This is a genomic window from Pseudomonas sp. UBT (assembly GCF_050915955.1).
Classification (GTDB): domain Bacteria; phylum Pseudomonadota; class Gammaproteobacteria; order Pseudomonadales; family Pseudomonadaceae; genus Aquipseudomonas; species Aquipseudomonas antarctica_A.
The window spans coordinates 4,871,289-4,895,364 of the sequence record NZ_CP168079.1 but is presented as its reverse complement, the minus strand read 5'-3'; the positions used below and the strand labels follow the sequence as shown (position 1 = coordinate 4,895,364).

The window sequence follows — 24,076 nt, the reverse complement described above, 5'->3', positions numbered from 1 at the left end:
GATTTCTTGGCTTCGCAATCCGGTGGGTGATGTATTTGTTCTTATAAGGCCGCCAGTCAACTGGGTTTATTGGTTATTAGCCTATATATAAAGGGCTGAACCGCCTTTTTTGAGAGGGTTTATGTCCGCTGGTACCTTCAAGTACAGAAAGTGGGGTGTGACTCGAAAAGGTTGGTTGTCATACAAGTTGGGTGGTTCGTTAATCAACCCAGCGTCGCCGCCAAACAGGGTGTTAAGCTCCCATCAGCCCAACCCCGTGGACCCTGATGATGCCCATTGAAAACCCAAGCCTTGTGCGTAAACGTCCCAATAACCTGGCCCAGGGCGTGGTCGACGCGCTGACCCAGCGCATCCTGCTCGGGCAACTCAAACCCGGTGAAAAACTGCCGTCGGAATCCACCATCGTGCTTGAGCACGGCGTGAGCCGAACGGTGGTGCGCGAGGCGATTTCCAAGCTGCAGGCTTCCGGGCTGGTAGAGACGCGTCACGGCATCGGCACCTTTGTGCTGGAGCCGCATGCCCAGCAGGGTTTGCGTTTGCATGTGGACACCGTCGCCAGCGTGCGTAACATGCTCGAGCTGCGCCTGGGCCTTGAGGTGCAGGCCGTGGCGCTGGCCGCCCTGCGCAGGAGTGACGAGCAACTTGCGCGCATGCGCGAGGCGCTGAACGACTACCAGGCCTCGCTCGCCAACAACGATAGTTGCGTGGAGGAGGACAAACGCTTTCATCAACTGATCGCCGAGGCCACCGGCAACACCTTCTTTACCGAGATCATGCTGCACCTGGGCAATGCGATGATCCCGCGCACTCAGGTCAAGGGCGTCGAACGCGGCGGGGCCGATTTCGCCAAGCTGGGGCAGTTGGCAAACCTGGAGCATGAGGCGATCTTCAATGCGATCAAGCGTCAGGACCCCGACGCGGCGCGGGCTGCCATGGTGTTGCACCTGACCAACAGCCGGGACCGGTTTTCGGGTGAGTAAACTTGTGGTGATAAGGAACAACCGTTGAACGAACACACATTGTCCATGCGCCTGGAGCGCGTGGCGGCGCAGGTGCCGGTGGGTGCGCGCCTGGCCGATATCGGCTCGGATCACGGCTACCTGCCGGTGGCGCTGATGCGCCGTGGCGTGATCACGGCGGCGGTGGCGGGGGAGGTCGCGACCACACCGTTTTACGCGGCCGAACGCACGGTGCGCGACAACGGCCAGGAACAGCACATCAGCGTGCGCCTGGCCGATGGTTTGGCGGCCATCGAACCCAGTGACGGCATCACGGCGATCAGCCTCTGCGGCATGGGCGGCGAGACCATTCGCGACATCCTCGACAGCGGCACTTCGCACTTGAGTGGCCGCGAACGCCTGGTCCTGCAACCCAACGGCGGCGAACAACCCTTGCGCCAGTGGCTGATGGACAACGGCTACCAGATCCTGCACGAAGAGCTGCTGCGGGAAAACCGTTTTTACTACGAGATTATTGTCGCCGAGCGCGCCGAGCCGGTTACCTATACCGCCGAGCAGCTGTACTTCGGCCCGCTGCAAATGCAGGCCCGCAGCCCGGTGTTCCTGGCCAAATGGCAACGCATGCTGCGCCAGAAGCAGAAGACCTTGGCCGGCTTTGAGCAGGCGCGCCAGACCGTGCCGGAGCAAAAGCGGCAAGAGATCGCCCAGCACACGCGATGGATTACTGAGCTGCTGGCTTGTAACCCTTCCCAGGGCTGTGCAAAGATCAGCCCATGACTGAATTTTCGCAAAGCAACCGCCATCACCACCACGGACCTTCCCTCAGGTGCCGCGGTTGCTTGCGCTCACTGATTGACCAGAACCTCTGATCATTCAATGAACCACCCCCAAGGCGCCCACGGCGCCTTTTTTATTGCCTTGAAAAAATGGAGATTCAACACATGACCATGCTGCGCGGAACGCGAATTGTGACGGGTAAAGAAGCGCAAATGATGCGTGAAACAGAGGGCCGTTTCCGGAGCTATCTTCATCGAAGCGGGTGCTGAAGAAGCCATCTTGCCGGCACTGTGGGGCCAGGACACGTTTATCGAAAAAGCTGGCGGCAGTGAAATCATCGGGCAGATGTGGGCTTTCGACGACAAGGCGGGCCGCCAGTGCTGCCTGATCCCGGAAGCCACCGCACTGTTCCAGGAACGCAGCGCCGTTTTGCTTGATGGGCGAGCAGAGGCGATGTTTTTCTACGTGGCGCGGTGTTACCGATATGAGCGGCCTCAAGCCGGTCGCTATCGCGAATTCACCCAGCTGGGGTTGGAGATTCTCAGCCCCGACCCTGCGTTGGCGTTGCAGCGCAGCCAAGCCCTTTGCACCGGGTTTCTGAATACGCTCGGGCTCGACTATGAGCTGAACCTGGCGGTGAAGCGCGGGTTGAGTTACTACCTGCAAGGCAATGGCTTCGAAGTGCGCTGCCCGACATTGGGTGCGCAACAGCAAGTCGTGGGCGGCGGCGCTTATCGAGAGGGCGCCGGTTTCGGCATCGGCCTCGAGCGGTTGGTGCTCGCCTTGGCGTGATAGTCAAAGACGCCTCCCCGGAGGCGTCTCCTCGGCGGCGGCCGGATATGCTCCAATAGCGGCCTAATTTGCCCTCCAGGAACCCGATCATGGCCGACGCCACCGACCAAGCCTTCTACGACCGTGCAGACGCCCATATCGAACTGTCGAACGAACAGCTCAAAACCTGCGAAAACCTCGGCGAGGTCAGCGCCTCAATGATGTTCGGCACCACCCGCTTCAACGCCTGGGCCAGCGCACGCAATTTCAAGTCCGGCGCCGAAATGGCCGAGGCACGGGAAGCGATGCTGAAGTATTTCTGCGATCAGTACCGGATGATGCTCGAGGATAATCTGGACGATCACATTAATAATTTCAGTCAGTACATGCTGGTTAAAGCAACGGATTGAATGACGCGTAAGGGGGGCGAGCGTTGGGTGATGGCGGGTCGAGTTACCGTTTCACTCTCCCATTGAGTGCTTTCGCCCCATTTTCGCGCACGCCCGCGCATATTCTCCTCGCCGCACGGCCTATCTGCGGCCTCTGCACCAACGGCCCGTATCTTGCTTGAGCCAACTTAATCAATGACATGGCATTTTGCTTCTAGTCATTTCCAGGTTGTTTTCGGGAGCGGTCAGTCATGCACACTCTTCTATCACCCGGTATCCGCTTGCTCGGCCGTTTCGGTTTCGCGCGCAAGTTCCAGGTGCTGTTCTTCCTGTTCATGCTGCCCCTGGCCGGGAGCCTGTGGATGATCGGCCAGGACTACCGCGACAAACTCGCGGTGATTTCCAGCGAGCAGTCCGGCGTTCGCCAACTGTTGGCGCTCGATGCACTCGATGGCCAACTGACCGCGCAACGCAACCAGGCGGCCCGCTGGAAAGCCCTGGACATCCTGCACACCCCGACGCCCGCCGCCCAGGCGGCGATGGACAAGGTGGATGCCGGCAATCCCGTCATTATGCAAAGCCTGCAAACCCTGGGTGATGCGCTCAAGGCCCAGAACGCCAGTGTCGATACGTTGGCGCGTTTCGAGGCGTTGCAGGCGACGGTCAAGGGGATGGACACTCAGTCACTGCGCACCGTGGGCTGGTGGCCGGACGGTTACGACCGTTTCACCGCTGCCCTGACCGCCATGCAAACCCTGCGCGAGCAGATCACCCTGGACACGGGCCTGATCCTCGATCCCTGGCTGGAAACCTACCTGCTGATGCAGATTTCCAGCCAGCACACGCCGGACTTGATCGAGCGCATCGGTCGCACGGCAAGCGTCGGGCAGTCGTCCATCGCGTCCGGCCAGTTCACCTTGCAAAGCCGTTTGCAGATGCGTGACCTGCGTGGCCGTATCGGCGATGCACGGGACCAGTTGGTCAAGGCCGCCGCTTCGCTCAAAGCCAAGCAATACCCGGGGCTTGAGCCGTGGACGGCGCAATACGAAAACAGCCTGCAGTTGCTGGATAACGAACTCAAGTCCCTGGACGACGGCGTATTTGGCGGCACGATCAAGCTCGACACCGCCGCCTTTGATCGCAGTGTCGACGGCATGCTGGGCGCGTTGGGTGCGTTGCGCAGCCAGTCGCTGCACTCACTGGATGAGCGCTTGAGTTATTACCACGACCGTTCACTCAAGCAGTTTATTCCAGTGGTGGCCACGTTCAGCCTGCTGGCCTTGGCGGCGCTGTACTTGTTCAGCTGCCTGCAAGCCTCGATCCGGCGCAGCGCCAGTGGCATCACCACGCTTGCCGAGTCGTTGCGCGACGGCAACTTGTGCGTCGAGGTGGCGGTAGAAGGGCGTGACGAACTGGCGGCGATCAGCACCGCGCTCAACGTCGCGGTGATGCAACTGCGCACCAGCCTGCTGGGCGTTAACCACGAGACCCAGCAACTGGGTTCAACCGTACTCACCCTTAATTCGCAATCGGGCAGCACGCTCACCGAGGTCGAAGACCAGCAGCACCAAATCAGCCAGATTGCGGCCGCCGCGACGCAACTGGCAGCCACCTCGATGGGGGTCGCCAAAAGCTGCGAACAGGCGTCGGGCAGCGCGCAGCAGACTCGGCGCATTGCCGAAGACAGCAGCCGTGACAGCCAGCGCACCACGGCCAGCATCCAGCAACTCAACCAGCGCCTGACCGACACGGCCAACGCGTTGGAACAAGTGAGCCAGCAGGGCCAGCAGATTCAATCAGTGGTCGACACCATTCGCGGCATTGCTGAACAGACCAACCTGCTGGCGCTCAACGCCGCGATTGAGGCTGCGCGCGCCGGCGAACAAGGCCGTGGTTTTGCCGTCGTGGCAGATGAGGTGCGCAGCCTGTCGCAACGCACTCAGGCCTCCACGGCGCAGATCGCCGGCACGGTGGACAGCCTGCGCGCGACCGTGAGCCAGGCCGTGAGCCTGATGAGCGCCGCGTGCGAACAGGCGCTGACCGACGCTGAGTCGGTCACCGGGCTGGGCACACGCCTGGGCGAGATCGCCGGCGCGGTGCAAAACGTCACCGACACCCTGGCGCAGATTGCGGCGGCGGTGGAAGAACAGGCGGCGACGGCGGATGAAGTGAGCGGCAATATCCAGCAAGTCGATCAGGCCGCAGGGCGTTTGCTTGACGGCGCACGTGCAGTCAACCAAGCGGCCGATACGCTGAGCAAAGGCAGCAAGGCGTTGAGTGAAAATACCGCGCGGTTCCGGCTGGTCTGATCCCCCATCCCGAGCTGACGGTGTATTTATTGGGGCGAGCGGGGCAAACCCGCTCGTCACCGCGTCGGCGTTGATCCCGGTTATACATTCTCTTGAGGGCACTCCCTGCTGCCAGTGTAGTCTGCTCTTACACACCCTGGTTTTTGCCCAACGGAGCCCCTCATGATCACTGTTCACCATCTCAACAACTCACGCTCGCAACGTATCCTCTGGTTGCTCGAAGAGCTCGGCCTGCCTTACGAGGTCAAGCGCTACCAGCGCGACCCGAAAACCAACCTCGCGCCGCCTGAGCTCAAGGCGATTAACCCACTGGGCAAATCCCCGGTCATCGAAGACGGTTCCCTCGTCTTGATCGAATCTGCCGCCATCATCGACTACCTGATTCGTCGCCACGGCCAAGGTCGCCTGCAACCTGATCCTGCTACCGCCACCTACGACAAATATGTGCAATGGCTGCACTTCGCCGAAGGCTCGGCCATGCTGCCGCTGATGCTTAACCTCTACGTCGGCCGATTGGGTGAGGCGGGCGCACCGTTGCATCCGCGTATCGAATCGGAGTTGGCCAATTACCTGGGCTATCTGAACGACGTGCTGGCGGATACGCCCTACCTGGTCGGTGACGAGCTGAGTGGCGCGGATGTCCAGATGAGCTTTATCGGCGAAATCGCCAAGGCGCAAGGCAAGTTGCAAGCCTATCCGAACCTGGCAGCCTGGGTGCAACGCTTCCAGGCACGCCCCGCTTACCAGAAGGCAGTGGAGCAAGGTGGGGAATACGCGTTCGCCAAATAAAGCAGGTCAGGGGGCCGGTGTGCCCCCATTCCCTGTGCCTACTGACTGTCGAAGCGCTTCAACGAAAACGACGACAGGTCGAGGTCACTCGAGCCGCGTATGCACCATTGCGCAAACGCCTCGCCCAGCGCCGCCGAATGCTTGAAGCCGTGCCCCGAACATGGCGAGACCACCAGGGTGTGCTGCAGCGAAGGGTGTTCGTCGATGATGAAATGATGATCCGGTGTCACGGTGTAGGCGCACACCGCCGACTTGACCACGTTGGCCGTGACCCCGGCGATACGACCTCGTACCTGCTGTTCGTACATTTCCTGCCCTTGCGCCGCCGAGACCGTGCGGTCCAGTGTCTCGGGGGTGGACGTGGTGTGATATTGCGCCGTGGCAAGTTTCAAGCTGCCTTCGCCGGGCTGCGCGGGAAAGCCATAGTGGCACTGATCCTCGCGCCGGCCGTGAGTGAGGATGTACGTGGGTGATTTCCCCACCAGATCCGCGTCCGGCTCAAGCTCAAACCAGAACAACTGTTGCCGATAGACGCTGAGCAGCCGATCAAACGGCGCCCCGAGCAAACCTCCCGCCCAGTTGCCCGCACTCACCACCAGCTTGTCGGCCTGTAGCGTGCGCCGGTCGGTGGTCACCGTCACGCCGTGCGCGTCGGAGCTGATGTGAGTCACCGTCTCGCCCTTGTACAGCGTGGCGCCGTGTTGCTCGGCCAGCTTGAGTTGCACCTCAATACAGCGCTCCGGGCGCACAAACCCGCCGCCCGGCTCGTAGTAGCCGATGGCGCTGTCCGCCACCTTGGCGAATTGGGGGAAACGTTGGCGAATCTGCGCGGCATCCAGCACTTCATGGTCGATGCCATAGGTTTGCGCCAGGCCAATCGTACGCAGGGTGAAGTCGGTTTTATCGTGGGGGTCAACGTCATCGCTGGACGTCAGCACCAGCAACCCAGACTGCTCAAACAGTGCTTCTCCCGACGCCGCTTCCAGCTCGCGCCATATACGGTGCGAATTGCGCACGATGGGCACGTATTGCGCGCCTTCGCCGACTGACAGCCGCGTGATGCGAGTGTCGCCGTGGCTTGAGCCAAACGTATGGGGCGGGTGATGACGGTCGATACCCGCGACGTTTACACCGGCTTTCGCCAGTTGGTAGACCGTGGCGGCACCCATGGCGCCCAGGCCGATGACCAATGATTCATAGCGTTCCAAGGTTGATCCTCGCGTAGGGGGAGGCGAACAGTTGAGGGGAATGTGCAAGAAAAACAATGAAAATTGGGGCTGGCCTTGAGGGGCTGGATTTTCCTAATAGACACTCAAGGTGTGGAAACATCGAAGCGGCCTCACCTGCGTCGTTCGTGATGCAACACGAATACTTTCCAGAATCGCCCGGGCTTGCTAAGTCGAATCGTTTGTCGGCTCATCTTCGCAATAGTTACGCTGATTCGGTATGCAGTTTCATCGTCGCACTGCGCTTGAGCATGTGCGTGCTCTTTCATGGATGAGTGGAGGCTCAGGCCAGGCGTCGGCGCCAATCGCCGCCATGCTGGGCGCTGCAGGCCTCTTCTGAATCGAAGCGTACGCAGCGCTCCATTGGCACCGGAGCCACTTCGGCGTCGTGCAACGCAGCAGCGGTCAGTTCCCGCATGCGTTGCTCGGCTCCGGTTGCCAGGGCGTGGTCCAGGTTGGCCCGCGTGTCGAACACCCAAATCACCCGCAGGCTTTGAGGGAAGATGGCGTAGTCCACGGTGTGCGTCAGCCAGTCGAAGCCTGGAATTTCGGCTTTGGCGATTTCACAGGCTTCGGTGAGGGTGGCGACCAGGCGGCGTTCGATACGGGCGTTGTCGCGTTTGGTTGAGGGCATAGGAACTCGGGTGAGGGCAATGATTGAAGAGTGTTCTGAGCGTGTTCTAAAGAACGCTCATCCGTGAATCAATATGCGTCGCCATGTTTTCCAGGGACAGCCGGATGCACTCACTGACTTCGTGATCTTGCACCAACTGATCAAGCGAGGCTTTTGATGCCAGCAAATTCACCGTGAATGACGCGTCATCCACGATCACGGCTGACAGGGTTTCCAGCACCAGGCGTAAAGCCGCCTGTGCAGCGCTGGCCCTGGGGGAGGCGTTGTACAGCGCAACGGGCATGCCCGCAAACGCCTCCAGGCTCACCAGCCAGTCCAGCATGTTCTTGAACGACCCGGGTATTCCCCGTGCGTATTCCGGGCAAGAGATCAGCAGGCCATCGGCCCGGCTGATTTGGTCGTACAGATCCAGAACAGCCGCGCCCGGCGTATTCAGCAGGTCGGGATTGAAGTGCGGTAACTGGCCGATGCTGTCGTAGGACGTGATCGAAACACCCTGTGGGCAAAGCCGGACAGCGGCGGACAACAGCATCGAGTTGGAGGAAGCCTCTCTCAGGCTTCCCGAGAGTGCGAGAAGATGAATCATCCAAGGTGTCCTTATCGCTGCTGGAGCGCAATTTTCAGCCCCAGGCCCATAAACAGCGTGCCGATGATTTTGCCTTCCCACTGGCGCAGCCTGGAAAGCCCTTTGAACCCTCGGCTCAACGGGCGGACGGCGATGGCAAGCAAACTGGTGTAAACCGCGCTGAGCCCCGAAAAGATCAAGCCCAGTAGCGCAAACTGTACCAGCGACGAGCCTGATTCCGGATGAACGAATTGCGGCAGGAACGCCAGAAAGAAGATCGCGGTTTTCGGGTTCAGCACCTCTGCGCCCACGGCCTGGAAATACGCCTGACGCGGTGTCACCGCAGGCAACTCAAGCCGTGCATGTGTGCCGGTTTTGGCCATGAACGCCCGCACGCCCAGGTAGATTAAATAAGCCGCACCCGCCCATTTTACCGCGTTAAACGCCGCCGCCGAAGTCATCAGAATCGCCGATAAACCCAGCGCCGCACACAGGGTGTGAATCAGATCGCCCGAAGCCACCCCCAGCCCGGTCGCGATGCCGACCCTGCGCCCGCCTTGAATCGTGCGGGTGAGCACCAGCAACACAGAGGGGCCAGGGATCAGGAAAAGGCCAATCACCACGGCGACGTAAGTGACGAGGGAGGCGAGTTCAAACATGGCGGGCTATCTCGAAATAGGGCTCGGCGTACAGTTATCCTCATGTCTTGGGGCAATGCAACGTCATTTCAGGCAAACGCCGCGACGATAAACGCCTCCAGCCCCTTCTCCTCCAGAATCTCGATAGAGAAATGCCCAAAGCGCTTGGGCAACCAGATGATGCGTTTGCCGGAGGGCGAGCGCAGGTCCTCAAGGCTCAATGGCCTGCCGTTTTCATCCTCCGGTTGCACACCGGAGGCGATCAATTCGGCATAGGCCACCTCGATGTCCGGCGTCGTGTAGCAATGCCGATAAATCATCCCTTCGCCGTGGGCGTCCAACAGCTCTCGCAGGTTGCCCGCCAACGGCTGAACCAACATGAACCGCTCCTGGCCCATCAACGCAATCGCAAAACGCACATGCAGGCCGCCGCGCTCCCACACCTGGGTGCTGGAGATTTTGGCGTTGAGAATCTTCGCGTAGTAGGCGCACGTCGCTTCTAGGTTCTCGACCAGCACGTCGACGTGACTGAATTTCAGATCCATTGCTTGCCCTCTGGCGGATGTGGGTACACGCGACAGTAGCCGATTTACAACTGTTAACGTATTCAAAACAGCATTCGAGATAGGCTCTGGCGGGCACGTCTGGATCAGCCCTGTTTAATGAGCCCACTACCATGCACCTGCCCGCCACCGCCGCTGCGCTTCTTGCGTTTGCCACGCTGCAAGTGCCTTTCGTACATGCCGCCACGCCCATCACCCATGTCGCCATCTACCGTGGCCCGGCAGGCTGCGATGACTGTTCCGAGAGCGTGAAAAGAGCATTGCAGCGGCTCAGCCCGACTTATCAGATCGACTTTGTGGGCGCCGATGAGTCCGTCGACATCACGCCACACAACCTCGCGCGCTATGACCTCTATGTGCAACCGGGCGGCGGCCAGGATATCCCCGCCGCCCTCGACAGCCTGGGTAAGGCGCGCGCTGAAGCCATTCGCGACTACGTCGCCAAGGGCGGGCGCTATTTGGGGCTGTGCATGGGCGCGTACCTGGCGGATAACAGCAACCTTGGCCTGATACCCCAGGACCTTGATTCCGAAGCGGGCAGGCCTGGGTTTGAAGTGGCGGGCATTGCGGATGCGGCGGTGCGGGTTGTGTGGGAGGGGAAGGCCGATAGTGTGTTTTATCAGGACGGGCCGTACTTTCCCAAAGCGGATGGGGCGTCGCCTTACACAACCATTGCGACCTATCGCAACGGTGACGTGGCGGCGGCGCGGTATACGTATGAGAAGGGCGTGGTGGTGCTGAGCGGGCCGCATCCGGAGGCGGGGAAAAAGTGGTTTGAGGATGCGGGGATAGCGGTGAGTGAGATGCCGCGGGGGGAGTTGTTTGGGTCGCTGATGCGTGGAGTGGAGGAGGAGTAGCGTTTTTGGAGAGGCTGCGATTTGTTGTCGTGGTCTGACCCTTAGAAATCTAGAGGATCGAGTCAGATCGACGTAGCAAGGCTTCCCAGATCATCTCCTGCATGAACGGTCTCTCGATCAATGCCAACTTCCAACATGACCACTCCTTTTTACCGCTGTGCTGTCACCGGATTGCCCAGCTTTGAGACATCAGCGGCGACCTGTCAAAGTCTGCTGCTATCGGGCCAGAAGTGGAATTTTTTTGAATAACCTATCGGGCTCCTCAGCGGTTGAGACCGTAGCAAGATTTGTGACGCCCTACCGTTTCTTTAGGTTTTAGATCACGATATAGGCCTAAACGCTGGTCAATGGAGCCAACATGCGTATCGCCCAAGATTTCCGCTCAGACGAAATCCTCAGGCTTGAGCATCTCTTGGAGGGCTTCAACTATACCGTCTGGGTTAACACCTACGGACCTTTTGACCTAAGTAGAACGCTTGAGGAGCAACTGTTCCATTCCATTGGTAACGAAGTAATCATCGGTGGCCAGTCCTGCGTGACTGCGAGCGAAGCCCGCAGCGAGATTACTGAGCAACTGCTGCACGTGGGGGATGGCGGTTATGGTCCACTGGATCTAACGGCAAAGCGCTCAGAAATCCTGACCCTCCTTGAGGCCCTATTCACTTACGTGCAGCTCGACCAAGCCAGCGCCATAACATCATTTTGGCTAACAAAAGGCCATCCGGCGTACCCTGTGTTCTGGGACTTCTCTTTCGATATCCAGGGCCACGGGAAAAGATGGATTCTGATGGGTAGTAGCAGCGACTAGGCTAAGAAAGCCTGACTTTCGAACGCCCTTTTGGCCAAGCATGCGGATAAGAAAATAATCCGAAAATAATCCGGGACAGACCACGGTTAATCTCTCCTGTTAGTCGTCTGTCACCTAATGCCTACGGCCTGCTAGCAGTAGGGGCTGTTGCCGTTTCACTCGCGGCCACGCCGAAGCCAGTTTTTGCGCGAGGCAAGGCACGAGATGCGAAGTTTGGCAGGCTAAATGAGCCATCGAGTAACACCGCATCGCGCAAAACGCTGGCCCGGCCCGTAGGGTTGCGAGGGATATGGCCCCGCTGTTGTTGCAGGACTCGGACCATTATGCGTCCTGCGCCTAACCGGGGGCCATTTCTCGCAGCAACGCGGCTCGCGATGAAACGGCAACAGACCCTAAAGCTGAAAGCGCGAGATGTTCTCTCGCAATGTCACGCTGGTGCGTGCCAGTCCTTCGCTTTCCTGCTGAGCGCTGCGGAAGGCTGCAGCGGATTGCTCGGCGCTTTCGCTGACGGTGACGATGCCCCGGCTGATCTGCTCGGCAACGGTACTCTGCTGCTCGGCGGCAGCGGCGATTTGGTGGTTCATGCCGTTGATTCGCTCGATCATGGTTACGATTGTGCTTACCGCGTCACCGGCCTCGGAAACGCCGGACACCGACTGCGCACTGGAGCGTTTGCAGCGTTGCATATGCTGCGAGGTCTCGTCGGCAATTTTCTGCAGACTGGCGATCAGTCCCTCAATCTCTGAGGTGGCCTTCTGGGTACGCTTTGCCAGGCTGCGCACCTCGTCGGCTACCACTGCGAAGCCGCGTCCGGCCTCGCCAGCACGGGCAGCTTCGATGGCTGCATTGAGGGCCAGCAGGTTGGTCTGGTCGGCCACCGACTTGATCACTTCAAGTACGCCGCCGATATTGCCGGTTTCATCCTTCAGCCGGACCATGGCCATGTTGGACTGTTCTATTGTCTCGGCCAGCTCGCCGATCATGTTGACGGCATCTTTGGCCTTCTGCTGGCTGTACAGGGCCGCGCTATCGGCCTCGCTGGCGGCACTGGCGGCGGATTCCGCATTGCGCGCGACATCCTGCACGGTGGCGGCCATTTGGTGAACGGCGGTGACGATCTGCTCGACCTCGCCCTGTGCCATGGCCACGCTTTCGGCGTTTCTCAGGCTCGATTGGCTAAGCTCCTGGCTGGAATCGGCCACGGTCTGTGAGGACAGGTTTATGCCCTTGGTCATGTCCCGCAGGTTCTCCTGCATGCTCAGCAGGGCGGCCATGATGCTGGCTTGTGGTGGCTCAATCGTGCGCTCGCTAGCGCGCAGATCGCCCTGGGCAACCCGTTGGGCGAGCTGGTTGAGTTCACTCGGTTCGGCACCCAGCGCGCGCAGCAGGTTGCGGCTGATGACGTAGCCCAGTACCGCTGCTAGTAAGACGGCCAGCGCAGTAATGACGAGCAGCAGGTTGCGTTGAGAAAGATAGTGTGCGTCATTTTCGCTGACCTGCAGGTCTGCCTTCTGGTTGGTGTAGCGCAGGTATTGGCCAATTGCCTGGGTCAGCTCGGCCAGTAATGGTGTGCACTGCTCGCTGACCATGCGCAGGGCCTCGTCGTTTTCACCCTTGAACAGGTGTTCGGCAATGGTGTGCGCTACCGGTTCGTAGCGGCTCTCGACCTGCTCGATGGTTGAGAACAGCTCACGTGCTTTGGGCGACACATCATCATGGTTATCAATTGCCTGGCGTAGCGCGGCGAGGCTGCTGGCCACCATTTGTTCGTTGGCGGCAATCGCGCCCCGCTGCTGTCCTCTCGCGGTGACATTGCTGTTCAAGGCGATGTTACGCAGGGCAATCGCGCGCTGGGCGGCGGCGTCGTTTAGTGTGTTGGCCAGGCGGGTGCGTGCATCAATGCCATTAACGTAGAGAAAAAAGTCCTTATTGCTGTTTGCCAGGGCGTACAGCGAGATAGCGGCGATCAGCAACATAAACGCGAGCAGGCTGGCATAGCCGGCATAGAGACTGGTCCGTGTAGAGAGCCGGGGAGTGTGCGATGGCATGGCGTACCTGCGTAATGGGAGGAGCAATTTAGGGACACCTGCAAGGGTATGTATTCGCCCTTTGTCCGCATCCTGCGCAGGTATTCTTTTGTTCGACGGCAACGAGTAGCGGCGTTATTTCCTGTCTGGGTAAAACTTGTACAGGCGCTGATACTTGTACAAGTCTTGTACAACTATATTGGGGTGATGTCGTCATGACATCATCTAATCCAGATGAACGGTCAGTGACCTCCTGTTTCTGGCAGGCGCGAGAAATAGAGGTCTGGCTATCGGGCTGACTGGTGTTTGGCGGCGATACAGCCCAAGGCCATCCTTGGGCCGATAGAATCCTGCGAGCGCTGTAAAAATGCGTAGCGCTATTTCTGTACAAGTATTTTGTAGGGGGGGAGCTAGGGCGCGCTAATTGTGAGCATGCGCTGCGCTAGGGGCTGTTGCCGTTTCATCGCGAGCCGCGTTGCTGCGAGAAATGGCTCCCGGTTATGGGGGGCGAGTTCATTCTCGGATCTGCATGCGAGATGGCGGGGCAGGTTTGCCCAACGTGCGGCGAGGGGGTTAGGCAAATGGCGAGCCATGGCGTTGACTGACCACTTGCGGGACATTCATGCCGGCTGGTGAGCATGAGAGGGACTAGCGGATTGATCGACATGAACGTCTGATTGGTCGATTTTGCCAGCTTATCAGCCGCCAGTTATCTCCGACGTTAATGTCTACTTTTGGCCGAAAGCAGGCGGGTATTACCTTGTTTCAGCTGCGTCAGGAGGCCAGCTCTCATAGAAAGAGCCGCCTACAGGGATCGGGTTACCATCCATATGGTATGCGGCCCATGCCAGTAGGTGAGCCATGCGTTCGGCAGCAACTGGCGACAGCCCGCAAGACTCTCTGACTTCGTCTAGTCGTACTCGGCAAACATCGAGGTGGCGTCGAACGCCTGAAAATCCGCCAAGATAGATATAGAACTCGTCGAGAAGGATACCCACGCCTGGAACACCATAGGTGCCGGCCACACCTGGTGCCTCCTCATATATGGCCTTCACATCATGGCCTTCCAAGGTCGCGACAGCGGTTAGCACCTCGCAAAAAGTATCTTTCATGCTGTTGCTGACCCAGAGGCCATAGCTGTTGCCGATAATGATGGGCGCGCCCATGAGTCTTACTCTGATTTCGATAATGGAATGCTGAAGAAGAGACGGATTCAGCCATGTTGCCAATTTTCAATAGGCCGTCTCCACTCCGATTATTATCGTTTTGGGCTGGAAAAGGCCATGCGTGGGCGACAGCTCTTGGCCGATTTCTGCCGTACGTGACGGGCAGCAAGCGGCCCAAAGCTGACGGCGGCTACAGGCAGAAATCGACCCATAGCGGTCGGTGGCGCTACGCAATAAAATGGCCGATTGCAGACCATCGTGACGGGTAGCTTTTTGAAAATGGGCACCCCATTATCGGACACAATTTTTCGATGCTGATAATTGGCTACTTTTCCCCGAAAAAACCTCCTGGCTTGTGTCGAAGTCGTCGATACAGCTACCACCGCCCCCACCACGCCTTCTGAGCAACCACCTCAGGCTTCAGCGAGGCGATCTTAGAGCCTGCAATCTTTATCGGTACGACGTCCATCCCATCGAAGCTACCTAGACCCAGAGGGGGGCTTTCTGCTTGTAGAAAGCAAGTGGTTTCTGCTGAAGCCACCGCATGCAGTAACGACGAAGGCGCTATATTCCGACTCAAGACGTGAATGCCGCTCTCTGGGTCATGCAGACTACTTGCGTCGGTGCCTTCAACGCCATCTATCAGAAGCGGCTGGATCATGACCGTCCCAAGCTCATAGGTGATATCCAGATCACCGCAAACGCAACGCAGCCTTTGCAGTTCACCATTCGACGATACGCATACAAAATCGAGCCCGTCGTCATCCGTGCAAAAGCTGCAAACGTGTAATTGAAGGCTTTTGCTTAGCGCTAAATTCACATTCAGGAAAGCTCTCTTGAAGTAGTCAGCTAGCTGAGCATCCTTAAGCACTTTGTATATCCGCGATAGCGCTGCCAATTCTTGAGGGAGCTCAAGCGGTACATCCTTGATGGGTGGCATAGACGTAAAGGGCCATTTCCGTTCTTCGCCAGCCTTGAACGTGTCTAAATAGAACGACGTGGCGTTTTCATCCTGGTGCAATGACCAACCAATGCTCATCGGCAAAGTAGAAAGTGGTTCTAACTCCGGCTTCACATTCATCGCGTGAGCAACGACAAGGTACCCCATTGTTTAGATCCTTCAGGTACAGGGCTGAATCGCTCCAAGCATAGTCGATACTTGAGTGTGTGCTTTTGGCCGAAAGCCCCCCTTTCTTTGCCAACCGGTCTACCATGCCACCCCCGGCAGTGATTCCACGCGCTACCGACCACTCTTCTTAAAGGTATCGCAATGTCCATCGACCAAATCTCCCTTCCAAAAGGCGTAGGCCCTCACGCCGCCAAGCTGCTTGACGCTATCACCGGCGCCTCCACCCATGAAGAACTCAACCGCGCTGGCGGTAAGGCTGAGGGTTTTGTGTTGGGTCTGGAATCCGCCAAAGCCATCAAAAGCCAAATCGCCGAGTCGCTGTATGTGGCTTATGACGATGCGGCGAGTAATCGGGCGGGTGAGTTGAAGGGCTGATCATTCGCCAGGCAGCGCGTTTCTCTCTGCGATTTTTTGCGCGAGGGTCGTTAGAATGGCGCCTTTGATTTCTCAGGATGAGGCTGTCATGTTTAAAGTTGCTCTGGCGTCAGTGTTGCTGACCTGTACCTTCTGCGCTTCGGCGGGTACGAGTGTTGATGTGTCGAAGATTTACGGCAATATCCAGTTCGTCGATAGCTACCCTGACTACAAGGTTCAGGTTGTCGATCACTACCCCGATCTCAAGGTTCAGAAGGTCGATCATTACCCTGACTCAGCCGGCAAATGGAAAACCGTCGATCACTACCCGGACTACAAGATCCAGATTGTCGATCACTACCCCGACTTCACCATTCAGTACGTAGATCACTACCCTGGCGCTAATTGAAGGCAGCGCCATCGGCGGCGCTGCCGCTCACACGGCCATCACTCGCCAATTCGGCGGGTGAGGTGAAGGGCTAACCATCAGCCAGGGCAGGGTGCTTCGCGGTCGAGCAATTTGGCCGTGAGCAGCACGCCCAGTTCGCTCAGTTGGTGGATGGCCAGCGCGATGTCACGGTGTTTGCCGCACAGGTCTTCGGACAGGTCGAGCAATAGCGTGCTGACGCAGGCGAAGGTTTCGTAGCTGTTGGTGATGAGGGTTTCGGTGCTGGCGTCGGGAACGACGGTGAAGAGAGCAGTTGAATCCGGTTTGACGTTAACCATTGTTAAGTTCCTTGCTTGGGCCACAACCTCATCGCTACTAAACGAAAAGGCGGTAGCTGTACGCAGGTTAGTAGACCGGTGGAACCTAACAAAACCGGCGCACCCAAGGGTGCCCTACGCACAGCCACCATCAAGCACAGACAGGAACGTCTGATAGATGAAGCTTATGCACTTGTTAGGTTAAACCTTGGGCTACTAAACCCGATCACTGAACAATTCAGCGACCGAGCAACCTTAGAGACGGCCACCCCAGCGCACAAGCCGGCGGATTCTGACGTAAGCGTAGGCAATGGAGCAAGGCGGCGACGTTTCGTTGCGCACACCAGAGCCTTTGCCTACGCTGCGATTCATCAATCAGACGCCGCGCTGTTGTAAAGTCGGCCTCTGCAACCGGCCCGCTTCTTAAGGATTCAACATGACATTGACCGTCAAAACCCTGCTCGAAATCGCCATGGCCAACCCGATCAACGCCGAAATTACCGCGCGCCTGCCTGACCTCGGTGTGGATCAGTGCATGCTGACCGCGGGCTGCCTGTTCCAGGCGGTGTGGAACCATCAATCCAACCGTCCGGTCGCTCAAGACGTGAAGGACTACGACGTTTTTTACTTCGATACGGACCTGTCCTACGAAGCAGAGGACAGGGTCATACGCGCGGCCGAGCGGCTGTTTCAGGACTTGGGTGTCAACGTCGAGGTCAAGAACCAGGCGCGGGTTCACCTCTGGTATGGCGAGCGCTTTGGCCGGCCGTATCCGCAATTGCACACGGCCAGACAAGGCGTGGATCGCTACCTGGTGGCGGGCACGTGCATCGGGCTGGAGATTGCGACGGGCGAGGTGTACGCGCCCTATGGGGTGGCGGATGTGGAGCAGGGCGTACTGCGGATTAATCCGCAGCACCGCGAGCCCGAGTTGTTTGCGCAAAAGGCGCTCAGTTATCAGGCGCGCTGGCCGTGGCTCAAAATCGTCGCGCCTGGCCCTATCCCAGCGTAACGCTCAATAGCCACCCCAGCCCGCCACTGCCGATCACCACCAGCCACGGCGGCAACTTCCACACCATCAACGCCACCAGTGCGACCAGTGCCAGGCCGAAATCCCGCGCGTTGAAGATCGCGCTGGTCCACACCGGTTGGTACAACGCGGCCAGCAACAGGCCGACCACCGCCGCGTTCACACCCGCCAACGCGGCCTGGGTGCGGGGGCTGCGGCGCAGGGTTTCCCAGAAGGGCAGTGCGCCCATCACCAGGAAAAACGATGGCGCGAAGATCGCCAGCAGGCACAGCAGGCCGCCGAGCCAGCCCGTCGGGGCCTGCTGCATGGACGCGCCGAGGAACGCCGCGAAGGTGAACAACGGGCCGGGCATGGCTTGGGCGGCGCCGTAGCCGGCGAGGAATACATCGTTGCTCACCCAGTGAGTCGGCACGACCTCGGCTTGCAGCAGGGGCAGCACCACGTGGCCGCCGCCAAACACCAACGAACCGGTGCGGTAGAACGCGTCGATCAGCGCCAGGCCTTGGCCGGGCGCCAGCTCGGCCAGTAGCGGCAAACCCGCCAGCAACAGCAGGAACAACGCCAACCACATCGCCCCCGCGCGGCGGCTTAGCGTGATAGGCAGGGCGTCATGGGGCGCGGACGGCGGAGTATTGAGCCACAACAGGCCCGCCACCGCTGCGGCGCCGATCACGCCGACCTGGCCCCAGGCCGAGGTTTGCAGCAGGGCCACGCAGGCGGCGATCAGCATCAAGGTGATGCGCGGAGCATCGGTGCACAGGTTGCGCGCCATGCCCCACACGGCCTGGGCGACCACGGCGACGGCCACCACTTTTAGGCCGTGCAGCACGCCGGGCGGGATGGCGCTGCTGTGTTGCGCAAGGCCCAGCGCGAACAGAATCAGCAGCAGGGCCGACGGCAAGGTAAACCCGAGCCACGCCGCCAGCGCGCCGCCGTAGCCCGCGCGCGATAGCCCGAGGGCAATGCCCACCTGGCTGCTGGCCGGGCCGGGCAGGAATTGGCACAGCGCCACCAGGTCGACGTAGCTGCGCTCACTCAGCCAGCGCCGCCGGGTGACGAACTCGTCGCGAAAGTAACCCAGGTGCGCCACCGGGCCGCCGAAGGAGGTGAGCCCCAGGCGCAGGAAGATCAGGAATACCGACCAGGGGTTGGCGCGGTGATCAGCGGAGGCAGTGGCCAAGGCGCAGGGTCTCGATGAAGGCAAAACGGGCTAAAGTGTAGAGGCACCCTAGCGGATTTCGATGACGCGAAGAAGAGGCGGTTGTTGGCGAAAACTGCTCCGCTGGATTGAATTTATACGCGCGCGTTTGAGTCATTTAAGGAGCATGGAAAAAGGCCCTCTCACCCCTCACAGCTGATTTCAGCTAAGGACAGACCATGATCTTCCTTATTTTCCTGATTGCCTGCGGCGCCGCCGCGAGCACAGGCATTATTTTTAAACCCGGTCAGTGGTACGAGTCCCTCGTCAAGCCCGGCTTCACACCGCCCAACTGGCTGTTTCCGGTGGCCTGGACGGTCATCTATTTGCTGCTCGCCTGGGCGGGCTATCGCCTCACCCTGATCCCCGGCAGCCAATTGGCCTTGGGCCTGTGGGCGGCGCAGATCGCCTTGAACACGCTGTGGACGCCAGTGTTTTTTGGTGCGCATCAGCTTTTCGCCGGGATGGTGGTGATCGTGCTGTTGTGGCTGGTGGTGGCGGCGCTGGTGGTGATGGCGTTGCGTTTGGACTTGATCACCGGGTTGATCCTGTTCCCCTACCTGGCGTGGTTGAGTGTGGCGGCGGCATTGAATTTCTCGATTTTGCGTAATAACCGCTGATGGCTCATTCACTGTGGCCTGCCAGCGCGCCAGAGCTGGCCGAGATGCGCCGTTTCAATAAAAAGCTCGCCTGGCTGCCGCGCTTCAAAATCCGCAACCGCATTACCCCGCGCCTGATCCAGGCGCTGCTGGTGGCCAGTCAACGGGTCAAAAAGGCACCTGCGGCTGAAACTCGGCGCGTGGCTGGCGTACCCGTGCGCATCCTGCGGCCCGAGGGCAAGGCCAAGGGCGTGGTGCTGGATATCCACGGCGGCGGCTGGGTGATCGGCAATGCACAGATGGATGACGACCTGAACCTGGGCATGGTGCGGGCCTGTGATGTGGCGGTGGTGTCGGTGGACTATCGGCTGGCGGTCGACACGCCGGTTGAAGGGCTGATGGAGGACTGCCTGGCGGCCGCGCGCTGGCTGCTGGGCGACTGCCCGGAGTTTGCCGACTTGCCGGTGTTTGTGGTGGGTGAATCCGCCGGTGGGCACCTGGCAGTGGCGACGTTGCTGGCGCTCAAGCAATGGCCGGATCTGCTCAAGCGCGTGAGCGGGGCGGTGTTGTATTACGGGGTTTATGACTTGACTGGCACGCCCAGCGTGCGCGCAGCCGGGCCGGACACGTTGTTGCTGGACGGGCCGGGTATGGTCGAGGCGTTGCGCATGCTCACGCCGGGGCTGAGTGATGAAGAGCGCCGACAGCCACCGTTGTCACCGTTGTATGGCGATTTTAGCGGGTTGCCGCCGGCATTGATGTTTGTCGGGGAATTGGACCCGCTCAAGGATGACACGCTGTTGATCGCCGAGCGGTGGGGCGCGCAGACGCAGGTTGAAGCGCACCTGTTAGCGGAATCTGCCCATGGGTTTATTCATTTTCCGGTGGCGATGGCGGGCCATGTGCTGATGCACACCAAGGCCTGGATAACCCAGCGACTGGCAGCAGTAGGAACTTAAAACCTGATCGCTTGGTCAGGATAAACAGTCACTCCTCTCCCATCACAGGACCCCACCATGCGCGAATACACCCTGAACTACCTGTTCAACGACGAGCCCCGCACCCACGTGTTTGAATTGAAACAGTCCGAGTTGCCCCGGCATGAAGCGGCAATGCACTTGCTGGCGTTGCATTTTGGCGATGCAGAAAACGGGTTGATCATGCCCACTGCGGACGCAGCCCCCGAGGAGATTCTGGAACAGGCAGAGGTGGTAGGCATCCGCCAGATCAAGGTTATATGAACGAGAGTCCCATCCTTCAGTTCGTCACCGGCGCCGATGTTCCAGCAGTACTGGCCTTCGTCCTGGAGGCCCGCGCCGAGCTTTTCCCCACGCTAAGCGCAACCGGCATGCCGGACGATCTGGCGCGATTTGAAGCGGTCTACCTTCATGGCGACGGCCAGTTCCTGATCGCCCGCGCTGAAGGCCAAATCGTCGCCGCCATCGGCTACTTGCCCTACGACGGCCGTTTCCCCCAACTGAATTACCAAGGCCTTAAAACGGTGGAAGTGGTGCGCCTGTTCGTACTGCCATCCTTTCGCCGTTCTGGTCTGGCAGGCGAGTTGTACCGCGTACTGGAGGCGAAGGCTCGGGCGGAAGGTGTGGAGGTGGTTTACCTGCATACCCATCCGTTTCTGCCGGGGGCGATTGATTTTTGGGTGCGCCAGGGGTTTGAGGTGGTGGATGTCGAGGCGGACCCGGTGTGGCGGACGACGCATATGCAGCGGCACCTCTAACGCCGCCGACCTGATGTGGGAGCAGGCAAGCCAGCTTCCCCCTTTTTAGCGGTGAGTCGCCTGTCAGTTTGAGCGCAGCCGCAGAATCTGCGCACCATCAAACGGGTCCGTCAGGTAATGCGCCTGCACGCCAAACGTGTCCTGCAAGCGCTGCGGCGTGAGCACCTCCAGCGGCTTGCCCAGCGCGACCAACCGCCCGCGATCCAGCACCGCCAAACGATCACACGTCAGCGCCTGATTCAGATCGTGCAACGCAATCAGCGTGGTTACCGGCAGCGCCTGCACGCCCTTTAAAATCGCCAACTGATGCTGGATATCCAGGTGATTGGTCGGCTCGTCCAGCAACAGAATCTGCGGCCGTTGCGCCAGGGCGCGGGCGATGTGCACGCGTTGGCGTTCACCACCGGAGAGGCTGCGCCAGGCGCGTGTGCTCAGGTGGGTGGCGTCGACGTCATGCAAGGCCTGGTTGACGATGGCGTGGTCTTCCGCGGACCACGGGCTCAATGCCGACAGCCACGGTGTGCGGCCCAGCGCCACGGCATCGAACACGCGGATCGCGTCGTCGGTGTCGGCTTGTTGCTCCACCACGGCCAACTGCTGTGCGATGGCGCGGCGGGACAGGCCGCTCAAGCGTTGGCCGCTCAAGCGCACTTCGCCGCTGGCGGGTACACGCAAACCGGCGAGCAGTTTGAGCAGGGTGGATTTGCCGGAGCCGTTCGGGCCGACGATGCCTAAGGTTTCGCCCAACCGAACCTCAAGATGAATATCGCGCAGCAACTCGGCCTCGCGCACCTTGAAGCCCAGGCCGGTGCAACTGAGCACGCTCATCGCGCATTCCTCCGGCCGATCAAAATCAGCGCAAACACCGGGGCGCCGACCAAAGCGGTCACCACGCCGACCGGAATCACCTGCCCCTTGATCAGCGTGCGCGACAGCACATCTGCCGCAATCAAAAACAGCGCGCCGCCCAAGGCGCTGGCCGGCAGCAACCGCGAATGCCCGGTGCCGACCAGCAGGCGCACGGCGTGGGGAATCACCAGCCCGACAAAGCCGATAGAGCCGACAATCGACACCATCACCGCCGTGACCAGCGCGGCACAGCCCACCAGCACAAACTGCACGCGCCGCACCGGGATGCCCAGGGACGCTGCGGAGTCCGTGCCAAAGGTAAACGCATCCAGCGCGCGACGGTGCCACAGGCACACCGCCAGGCCTGCGACCGCCACCGGCACCACCAGCCACACCGATGGCCAGCGCACGCCGCTGAGGTTGCCCAGCAGCCAGAACAGAATGCCGCGCGCCTGCTCGGAACTGGCGGATTTGGTAATCAGGAACGCGGTGAGGGCATTGAACAGCTGCGAGCCGGCGATGCCTGCGAGGATGATCTGCCCTGTGCCGCTGGACGAGCCGCTGGCCCGCGCCAGCAGGATCACCAGTGCAAAGGCCGCCATGGCCCCGACAAATGCACCCGCCGACAGCGAAATCAGCCCGCCGCCCACGCCGATCAGCGCTACCAATACCGCGCCGGTGGACGCGCCGGCGCTGATGCCCAGCAGGTACGGGTCAGCCAACGGGTTACGCAGCAACGACTGCAAAATCACCCCGCACGTGGCCAGCCCGGCACCGCACGCCGCGGCGACCAGGGCGCGGGTCAGGCGGTAGTTCCACACCACCCCTTCGTCGATCGGGTCCAGCACGTAACCCGCCGCCCACAGTTTATTGGCGAGCACCTGGAGCACGACCTGCGGCGAGATGGCGGTTTCGCCGATGGCCACACCGGCGAGCACGGCGAGCAGTAACAGGGCGAGGGCGAGCAGGGTGCGTATCATTTGGGCAGGTCGTAGCCGTCGATGGCGTGGGCCAGTTGTTCCAGGCCATCGAACGTGCGGATGCTGGCCTGCAAGGCCAGGGCGTCGAGGACGATGATGCGGTTGTGTTTCACCGCGTCCATGTTGCGGGTTACCGGGTCGCTGCGCAGGAAGGCGAGTTTCTTTTCATGGTCGTCGGCCGGGTAGCGGCGGCGGTCCATGCGGGCGATCACGAGGAAGGTCGGGTTGGCCTTGGCGAGGGTTTCCCAGCCGACGGCGGGCCACTCTTCATCGGACTGCACGACGTTGTGCAGGCCCAGGGTTTCCAGCATGAACTCGGGGACACCTTTGTGGCCGGCGACGTACGGGTCGCTGGCCATCTCGGCGCTGGAGAACCAGACCAGCGCACTGGCCTGCTTGAGGCCTTTGCTCTGCGCTGTGGCGACGGAGTTGGCCAGGCGCGCCTTGAGCTCGTCGTTCAGTTGCTGGCCGCGATCCTGTACATCGAAGATCTCGGCCAGTTGGAGGATGCTTTTGTAAATTGTGTCGATGCGGAACGGCTCCAGCCGCGTGCCGTCGGCACCCACCAGGTTGTCCTTGCCTTCGCAGTCGGAGGGCAGCAGGTAGGTGGGAATCTTCAGCTCGTGGAATTGCTCGCGGGTGCCAACCACGCCCTGCGGGCCGACCACCCATTCCAGCTCGGCGGCCACCAGTTGCGGGCGCTTGGCGATCACGGCTTCGAAGCTTGGCTCGTTATCGGCCAGGCGCTCGATGGTGTCGTTCTGCGCCTTGAACGTGGGCAATACGCGGTTGAACCACAGCGAGGTGCCGACCACCGTGTCGGCCACGCCCAGTGCATAGAGCATTTCAGTGGCTGCCTGGCCGATGGTCACGCTGCGCGCAGGTGCCTGCGCGAAGGTCAGCGTGCTACCGCAGTTCTGCACCGTCAGCGGGTAATGAGTGGGGGCCGCGTGGGCCAGGGCGCAGAAGCCCAAGCCGGTGAGCAGGGCGGTGACGCGTGGCAGCATGGGGCTATCTCC

At 60.2% G+C, this 24,076-nt stretch carries 28 protein-coding genes; 15 read left to right on the top strand and 13 right to left on the bottom strand.

What is annotated here, in order from left to right; translation table 11 throughout:
• Positions 1-269 precede the first annotated feature (269 nt).
• The 6 genes from ACDZ94_RS22620 to ACDZ94_RS22595 all read left to right on the top strand — a co-directional run bounded on the left by ACDZ94_RS22620 (position 270) and on the right by ACDZ94_RS22595 (position 5,994).
• The gene (locus tag ACDZ94_RS22620; protein ID WP_064453291.1) at positions 270-980 is read left to right on the top strand and encodes a FadR/GntR family transcriptional regulator; all 711 of its coding nucleotides are present in this window, start codon (positions 270-272) and stop codon (positions 978-980) included.
• 24 nt (positions 981-1,004) lie between these two features.
• Positions 1,005-1,736 (top strand): tRNA (adenine(22)-N(1))-methyltransferase, encoded by a 732-nt coding sequence (locus ACDZ94_RS22615; protein WP_432750858.1) that lies wholly within the window; start codon positions 1,005-1,007, stop codon positions 1,734-1,736.
• Between the two features lie 219 nt (positions 1,737-1,955).
• On the top strand, positions 1,956-2,528 hold the full coding sequence (locus ACDZ94_RS22610) for an ATP phosphoribosyltransferase regulatory subunit (RefSeq protein WP_221295269.1): 573 nt from the start codon (positions 1,956-1,958) through the stop codon (positions 2,526-2,528).
• 89 nt (positions 2,529-2,617) lie between these two features.
• On the top strand, positions 2,618-2,917 hold the full coding sequence (locus ACDZ94_RS22605) for a DUF3144 domain-containing protein (protein ID WP_064453288.1): 300 nt from the start codon (positions 2,618-2,620) through the stop codon (positions 2,915-2,917).
• A 230-nt stretch (positions 2,918-3,147) separates the two neighbouring features.
• Positions 3,148-5,205 carry a methyl-accepting chemotaxis protein gene (locus tag ACDZ94_RS22600; RefSeq protein ID WP_221295268.1) on the top strand — a complete coding sequence of 686 codons (2,058 nt, stop codon included), beginning with the start codon at positions 3,148-3,150 and terminating at the stop codon, positions 5,203-5,205.
• 162 nt (positions 5,206-5,367) lie between these two features.
• Positions 5,368-5,994, top strand: coding sequence for a glutathione S-transferase family protein (locus ACDZ94_RS22595; RefSeq protein WP_064453286.1), 627 nt, complete (start codon positions 5,368-5,370; stop codon positions 5,992-5,994).
• 38 nt (positions 5,995-6,032) lie between these two features.
• Here ACDZ94_RS22595 and solA read toward each other — a convergent pair whose 3' ends face one another.
• The 5 genes from solA to ACDZ94_RS22570 all read right to left on the bottom strand — a co-directional run bounded on the left by solA (position 6,033) and on the right by ACDZ94_RS22570 (position 9,602).
• The gene (gene solA, locus ACDZ94_RS22590) at positions 6,033-7,202 is read right to left on the bottom strand and encodes an N-methyl-L-tryptophan oxidase (RefSeq protein ID WP_432750857.1); all 1,170 of its coding nucleotides are present in this window, start codon (positions 7,200-7,202) and stop codon (positions 6,033-6,035) included.
• A gap of 301 nt (positions 7,203-7,503) precedes the next feature.
• Positions 7,504-7,854 carry a hypothetical protein gene (locus ACDZ94_RS22585; protein WP_432750856.1) on the bottom strand — a complete coding sequence of 117 codons (351 nt, stop codon included), beginning with the start codon at positions 7,852-7,854 and terminating at the stop codon, positions 7,504-7,506.
• 46 nt (positions 7,855-7,900) lie between these two features.
• Complete coding sequence (locus ACDZ94_RS22580) at positions 7,901-8,440, bottom strand: NADPH-dependent FMN reductase (protein ID WP_082895926.1); 540 nt, start codon at positions 8,438-8,440, stop codon at positions 7,901-7,903.
• A gap of 11 nt (positions 8,441-8,451) precedes the next feature.
• Positions 8,452-9,078 carry a LysE family translocator gene (locus ACDZ94_RS22575; RefSeq protein WP_064453284.1) on the bottom strand — a complete coding sequence of 209 codons (627 nt, stop codon included), beginning with the start codon at positions 9,076-9,078 and terminating at the stop codon, positions 8,452-8,454.
• A gap of 68 nt (positions 9,079-9,146) precedes the next feature.
• Positions 9,147-9,602, bottom strand: coding sequence for a VOC family protein (locus ACDZ94_RS22570; RefSeq protein ID WP_221295266.1), 456 nt, complete (start codon positions 9,600-9,602; stop codon positions 9,147-9,149).
• 131 nt (positions 9,603-9,733) lie between these two features.
• Here ACDZ94_RS22570 and ACDZ94_RS22565 point away from each other — a divergent pair, with 131 nt between their 5' ends.
• Positions 9,734-10,477 (top strand): BPL-N domain-containing protein, encoded by a 744-nt coding sequence (locus ACDZ94_RS22565; protein ID WP_432750855.1) that lies wholly within the window; start codon positions 9,734-9,736, stop codon positions 10,475-10,477.
• 358 nt (positions 10,478-10,835) lie between these two features.
• Positions 10,836-11,285, top strand: a complete 450-nt coding sequence (locus ACDZ94_RS22560; RefSeq protein WP_432750854.1) for a hypothetical protein — start codon at positions 10,836-10,838, stop codon at positions 11,283-11,285.
• A gap of 392 nt (positions 11,286-11,677) precedes the next feature.
• Here the strand turns inward: ACDZ94_RS22560 and ACDZ94_RS22555 are convergent, their stop codons facing one another.
• The 3 genes from ACDZ94_RS22555 to ACDZ94_RS22545 form a co-directional block, all read right to left on the bottom strand.
• Positions 11,678-13,333 carry a methyl-accepting chemotaxis protein gene (locus tag ACDZ94_RS22555; RefSeq protein WP_432751531.1) on the bottom strand — a complete coding sequence of 552 codons (1,656 nt, stop codon included), beginning with the start codon at positions 13,331-13,333 and terminating at the stop codon, positions 11,678-11,680.
• 734 nt (positions 13,334-14,067) lie between these two features.
• The gene (locus tag ACDZ94_RS22550) at positions 14,068-14,478 is read right to left on the bottom strand and encodes a hypothetical protein (protein WP_064451907.1); all 411 of its coding nucleotides are present in this window, start codon (positions 14,476-14,478) and stop codon (positions 14,068-14,070) included.
• Between the two features lie 376 nt (positions 14,479-14,854).
• The gene (locus tag ACDZ94_RS22545; RefSeq protein WP_432750853.1) at positions 14,855-15,586 is read right to left on the bottom strand and encodes a hypothetical protein; all 732 of its coding nucleotides are present in this window, start codon (positions 15,584-15,586) and stop codon (positions 14,855-14,857) included.
• A gap of 162 nt (positions 15,587-15,748) precedes the next feature.
• On the opposite strand from ACDZ94_RS22545, the gene ACDZ94_RS22540 reads away from it, so the two are divergent.
• Complete coding sequence (locus ACDZ94_RS22540; RefSeq protein WP_221295263.1) at positions 15,749-15,982, top strand: hypothetical protein; 234 nt, start codon at positions 15,749-15,751, stop codon at positions 15,980-15,982.
• 88 nt (positions 15,983-16,070) lie between these two features.
• Positions 16,071-16,370, top strand: coding sequence for a hypothetical protein (locus tag ACDZ94_RS22535; protein WP_053257115.1), 300 nt, complete (start codon positions 16,071-16,073; stop codon positions 16,368-16,370).
• A 77-nt stretch (positions 16,371-16,447) separates the two neighbouring features.
• On the opposite strand, the gene ACDZ94_RS22530 is transcribed toward ACDZ94_RS22535, so the two are convergent.
• On the bottom strand, positions 16,448-16,687 hold the full coding sequence (locus ACDZ94_RS22530) for a DUF6124 family protein (protein WP_064453277.1): 240 nt from the start codon (positions 16,685-16,687) through the stop codon (positions 16,448-16,450).
• Between the two features lie 415 nt (positions 16,688-17,102).
• Between ACDZ94_RS22530 and ACDZ94_RS22525 the strand changes: the two genes are divergently transcribed.
• Positions 17,103-17,678, top strand: a complete 576-nt coding sequence (locus ACDZ94_RS22525) for a nucleotidyltransferase family protein (RefSeq protein WP_262665604.1) — start codon at positions 17,103-17,105, stop codon at positions 17,676-17,678.
• On the opposite strand, the gene chrA is transcribed toward ACDZ94_RS22525, so the two are convergent.
• Positions 17,665-18,876: a chromate efflux transporter gene (gene chrA / locus ACDZ94_RS22520; RefSeq protein ID WP_432750852.1), complete on the bottom strand. Its 1,212-nt coding sequence runs from the start codon at positions 18,874-18,876 to the stop codon at positions 17,665-17,667. The genes ACDZ94_RS22525 and chrA overlap by 14 nt on opposite strands.
• 197 nt (positions 18,877-19,073) lie before the next feature.
• Between chrA and tspO the strand changes: the two genes are divergently transcribed.
• From tspO to ACDZ94_RS22500, 4 genes are read left to right on the top strand one after another with little or no spacing between them, the layout of a single operon-like run.
• Entirely contained in the window at positions 19,074-19,514 is a 441-nt protein-coding gene (tspO, locus tag ACDZ94_RS22515; RefSeq protein WP_064453274.1) for a tryptophan-rich sensory protein TspO, read from the top strand.
• Positions 19,514-20,452 (top strand): alpha/beta hydrolase, encoded by a 939-nt coding sequence (locus ACDZ94_RS22510; protein WP_221295261.1) that lies wholly within the window; start codon positions 19,514-19,516, stop codon positions 20,450-20,452. The genes tspO and ACDZ94_RS22510 overlap by 1 nt, the downstream gene beginning before the upstream one ends.
• Before the next feature lie 57 nt (positions 20,453-20,509).
• Complete coding sequence (locus ACDZ94_RS22505; protein WP_221295260.1) at positions 20,510-20,734, top strand: hypothetical protein; 225 nt, start codon at positions 20,510-20,512, stop codon at positions 20,732-20,734.
• Positions 20,731-21,228, top strand: coding sequence for a GNAT family N-acetyltransferase (locus ACDZ94_RS22500; RefSeq protein WP_064453271.1), 498 nt, complete (start codon positions 20,731-20,733; stop codon positions 21,226-21,228). The genes ACDZ94_RS22505 and ACDZ94_RS22500 overlap by 4 nt, the downstream gene beginning before the upstream one ends.
• Positions 21,229-21,291: 63 nt before the next feature.
• Here ACDZ94_RS22500 and ACDZ94_RS22495 read toward each other — a convergent pair whose 3' ends face one another.
• The 3 genes from ACDZ94_RS22495 to ACDZ94_RS22485 are packed head-to-tail and all read right to left on the bottom strand — an operon-like array spanning position 21,292 to position 24,064.
• The gene (locus tag ACDZ94_RS22495) at positions 21,292-22,056 is read right to left on the bottom strand and encodes an ABC transporter ATP-binding protein (RefSeq protein WP_064453270.1); all 765 of its coding nucleotides are present in this window, start codon (positions 22,054-22,056) and stop codon (positions 21,292-21,294) included.
• The gene (locus ACDZ94_RS22490; protein ID WP_221295259.1) at positions 22,053-23,057 is read right to left on the bottom strand and encodes a FecCD family ABC transporter permease; all 1,005 of its coding nucleotides are present in this window, start codon (positions 23,055-23,057) and stop codon (positions 22,053-22,055) included. Before ACDZ94_RS22490 ends, ACDZ94_RS22495 begins: the two co-directional genes overlap by 4 nt.
• On the bottom strand, positions 23,054-24,064 hold the full coding sequence (locus ACDZ94_RS22485; protein WP_432750851.1) for an ABC transporter substrate-binding protein: 1,011 nt from the start codon (positions 24,062-24,064) through the stop codon (positions 23,054-23,056). The genes ACDZ94_RS22490 and ACDZ94_RS22485 overlap by 4 nt, the downstream gene beginning before the upstream one ends.
• Positions 24,065-24,076: the final 12 nt, after the last annotated feature.